Here is a 3,369-nt window from a genome sequence, read left to right on the forward strand (position 1 = left end):
CATGACGTTCGAGACCGAGAATGACACCGAGGTCGCCGCCGCGTTTATCAGCCACAAGCTGAAGGAAGGTGAGCCGTTGGGCGAGGCGCTGGAGGCTACGCTGACGGATTTGGACGGGTTCTTCACCTTTGTCGTCGGCACCAAGAACGGCTTCGGCGTGGTGCGCGACCCCATCGCCTGCAAGCCCGCCGTCATGGCCGAAACCGATGACTACGTGGCCTTCGGGTCGGAATACCGCGCGCTGGTGAACCTGCCGGGGATCGAGACGGCCCGCGTCTGGGAACCCGAACCCGCAACGGTTTACTTCTGGGAGCGTTGAGAGAATGCAGACTTTCGATCTTGGCGCTGAAGGGTTGCGCGCGCTGAACGGTGCGCTGCATGCCCTTAAGGGGCAGACCAACATGACCGCGTGGGAGGTGATCAATCCCAAGGGCGCACATGCGATTGCGGCTGGGGTGGATGCTCCGGTCGATATCACCGTGCGGGGGTCGACCGGGTACTACTGCGCGGGGATGAATAAGCAGGCGACGATCCGGATCAAGGGCTCGGCCGGGCCGGGTGTGGCCGAGAACATGATGTCGGGGACGGTGATCGTCGATGGCGATGCCTCGCAGTATGCGGGGGCAACCGGGCGCGGGGGGCTTTTGGTGATCAAGGGCAATGCCTCGTCGCGGTGCGGGATTTCGATGAAGGGGATCGACATCGTGGTGCATGGCAACATCGGCCACATGTCCTGTTTCATGGCGCAGTCGGGCAATGTCGTCGTGCTTGGTAATGCCGGTGAGGCGTTGGGGGATTCGCTTTACGAAGCGCGGCTGTTTGTGCGCGGCACGGTGAAATCGCTGGGGGCGGACTGCATCGAAAAGGAGATGCGTCCCGAGCATATCGCCCTGCTGGCCAACCTCCTGAAGCGCGGCGAGGCGGATGGGAAGGCCAAGCCGGAAGAATTCCGCCGGTATGGCTCGGCCCGGAAGCTCTACAGTTTCAACATCGACAACGCAGGGGCGTACTGATGCGCTGCGGGCGTCACCGGACCCAAATTTCTTACTCAAGAAATTTGCCAAGAATTTTCATTAAAATTCTTGATTTTGCTGCACCTCCCCTCTGGAGTCACGAATGACCGAATTCCCCAAGACCCCGCCCCGCTTTTCGGCAACCTTCACCCCGGCGGTGAACGCCGAAATCCGTCGCGCGGCGGCGTCCGGCATCTATGACATCCGGGGCGGCGGGACGAAGCGGCATCTGCCGCATTTCGATGATCTCTTGTTCCTTGGCGCGTCGATCAGCCGGTATCCGCTGGAAGGCTACCGGGAGAAATGTGCGACCGATGTCTGGCTTGGCACGCGGTTTGCGAAGAAGCCGATCCATCTGGACATTCCGGTGACCATCGCAGGGATGTCTTTCGGCGCCCTGTCCGGCCCGGCGAAGGAGGCGTTGGGGCGCGGGGCGACGGCTGCGGGCACGTCGACCACGACGGGCGACGGGGGGATGACCGAAGAAGAGCGCGGGCATTCGAAGACGCTGGTGTATCAGTATCTTCCCTCGCGCTACGGGATGAACCCCGACGACCTGCGCCGCTGCGATGCGATTGAGGTTGTGGTGGGTCAGGGGGCCAAGCCCGGTGGGGGCGGGATGCTGCTGGGGCAGAAGATTTCCGACCGCGTGGCGAATATGCGGAACCTGCCGAAGGGGATCGACCAGCGCTCGGCCTGTCGGCATCCGGACTGGACCGGGCCGGATGACCTTGAGATCAAGATCATGGAGCTGCGGGAGATCACCGATTGGGAGAAGCCGATTTACGTCAAGATCGGCGGCGCGCGGCCCTATTACGACACGGCGCTGGCGGTGAAGGCCGGTGCGGACGTTGTGGTGCTGGATGGCATGCAGGGCGGCACGGCGGCGACGCAGGATGTGTTCATCGAGCATGTGGGGATGCCGATCCTGGCCTGCATCCCGCAGGCGGTGAAGGCGCTGCAGGACCTGGGGATGCACAGGAAGGTTCAGCTGATCGTCTCGGGCGGCATCAGGTCGGGGGCGGACGTCGCGAAGGCGATGGCTTTGGGCGCGGATGCCGTGGCCATCGGCACGGCAGCACTGATCGCGCTGGGGGATAACGATCCGAAGTGGGAGGCCGAGTATCAGGCCTTGGGCACGACGGCGGATGCCTATGACGACTGGCATGAGGGGCGCGATCCGGCAGGGATCACGACGCAGGACCCGGAGCTTTCCAAGCGGTTCGATCCGGTTCTCGGCGGGCGGCGGTTGAAAAACTACCTCAAGGTGATGACGCTGGAAGCGCAGACTATCGCGCGGGCTTGCGGCAAGAATCACCTGCACAATCTGGAGCCCGAAGACCTTTGCGCGCTGACGATTGAAGCGGCCGCAATGGCTGGGGTGCCGATTGCGGGGACGAACTGGATACCCGGCCGCAACGGCGGGTTCTAGGACTGGGCAATAGAACGAGGAGTTGATTGCCATGGACCTGACAGCGTTGCTTTTGTTCGCCGGGGCCCTTGCGTTGAACGCGGGGACGCCGGGGCCCAGCATTGCGGCGCTCGTTTCGCGTGTGCTCGCGCGGGGGCCGGGAAGTGTGATGCCATTGCTTGTTGCAATGTGGATCGGTGAAGCGATCTGGCTTTCCGCCGCGATTTTTGGCCTTAGCCTGTTGGCAGCTACCTTCCAGACGGCTTTCACGGCGCTGAAATACCTGGGCGCGGCCTATCTTCTGTGGCTGGCCTGGAAGATGTGGCATGCGCCGGTCGGTGACACGGAAACAGCGATGCCGGACCGGGACTCTGGTCTTGCCCTCTTTGCTTCCGGCATGGCGATCACGCTGGGCAACCCCAAGATCATGGCCTTCTACCTGGCCCTGCTGCCTGCGATAGTCGATCTGGAGGCTGTGGGTGTTCTGGGTTGGCTGGAATTGACGGCGACCATGCTCGCCGTCCTCATTGCCATTGATCTGACCTGGGTGGCGGCGGCATCGGGTGCCCGCAGATTCCTGCGCAGCCCCCGCGCTGTCCGTATCGTGAACCGGGTCGGGGCAACAGCTATGGGCGGTGCGGCCGTGGCCATTGCGACGCGTGACTGAGAAATTCGCCCGAGCCAAACCGGCCGGGACTGACAAGAAGCAAGAAACTGAGGGGAGTAACAGTGATGGCGAAAGACCTTGCCAAATGGGCCAAGGAAAAAGGCGTCAAGTATTTCATGATTTCCTACACTGACCTCTTCGGCGGTCAGCGGCCGAAGCTGGTACCCACGCAGGCGATCAACGACATGGCGGTGGAAGGGGCGGGCTTTGCCGGCTTTGCCACCTGGCTTGATCTGACACCGGCGCACCCCGACCTGATGGCGGTTCCTGATCCTGAC

The 3,369-nt window shown here is 62.8% G+C and carries 3 protein-coding genes and 2 pseudogenes; all 5 read left to right on the forward strand.

Annotated features, from left to right (window positions below; all coding sequences use genetic code 11):
* Window positions 1-319, forward strand: a pseudogene (locus tag ACRCSW_RS06540) (glutamine amidotransferase); the annotation flags it as partial.
* 4 nt (window positions 320-323) lie between these two features.
* On the forward strand, window positions 324-1,013 hold the full coding sequence (locus tag ACRCSW_RS06545; protein WP_438703604.1) for a protein GlxC: 690 nt from the start codon (window positions 324-326) through the stop codon (window positions 1,011-1,013).
* 103 nt (window positions 1,014-1,116) lie between these two features.
* A complete protein-coding gene (locus ACRCSW_RS06550) occupies window positions 1,117-2,445 on the forward strand; it encodes an FMN-binding glutamate synthase family protein (RefSeq protein ID WP_438703606.1) in 1,329 nt (442 codons plus the stop codon).
* A gap of 31 nt (window positions 2,446-2,476) precedes the next feature.
* Entirely contained in the window at window positions 2,477-3,091 is a 615-nt protein-coding gene (locus ACRCSW_RS06555; RefSeq protein WP_438703607.1) for a LysE family translocator, read from the forward strand.
* Window positions 3,092-3,156: 65 nt separating this feature from the next.
* A pseudogene (locus tag ACRCSW_RS06560) lies at window positions 3,157-3,369 on the forward strand (type III glutamate--ammonia ligase); the annotation flags it as partial.

The organism is Tabrizicola sp. (assembly GCF_051645465.1).
Lineage (GTDB): Bacteria > Pseudomonadota > Alphaproteobacteria > Rhodobacterales > Rhodobacteraceae > Tabrizicola.

Coding starts and splice junctions, on each gene's coding strand:
- ACRCSW_RS06545 (WP_438703604.1), top strand. CDS start 324: ATGCAGACTTTCGATCTTGGCGCTGAAGGGTTGCGCGCGCTGAACGGT.
- ACRCSW_RS06550 (WP_438703606.1), top strand. CDS start 1,117: ATGACCGAATTCCCCAAGACCCCGCCCCGCTTTTCGGCAACCTTCACC.
- ACRCSW_RS06555 (WP_438703607.1), top strand. CDS start 2,477: ATGGACCTGACAGCGTTGCTTTTGTTCGCCGGGGCCCTTGCGTTGAAC.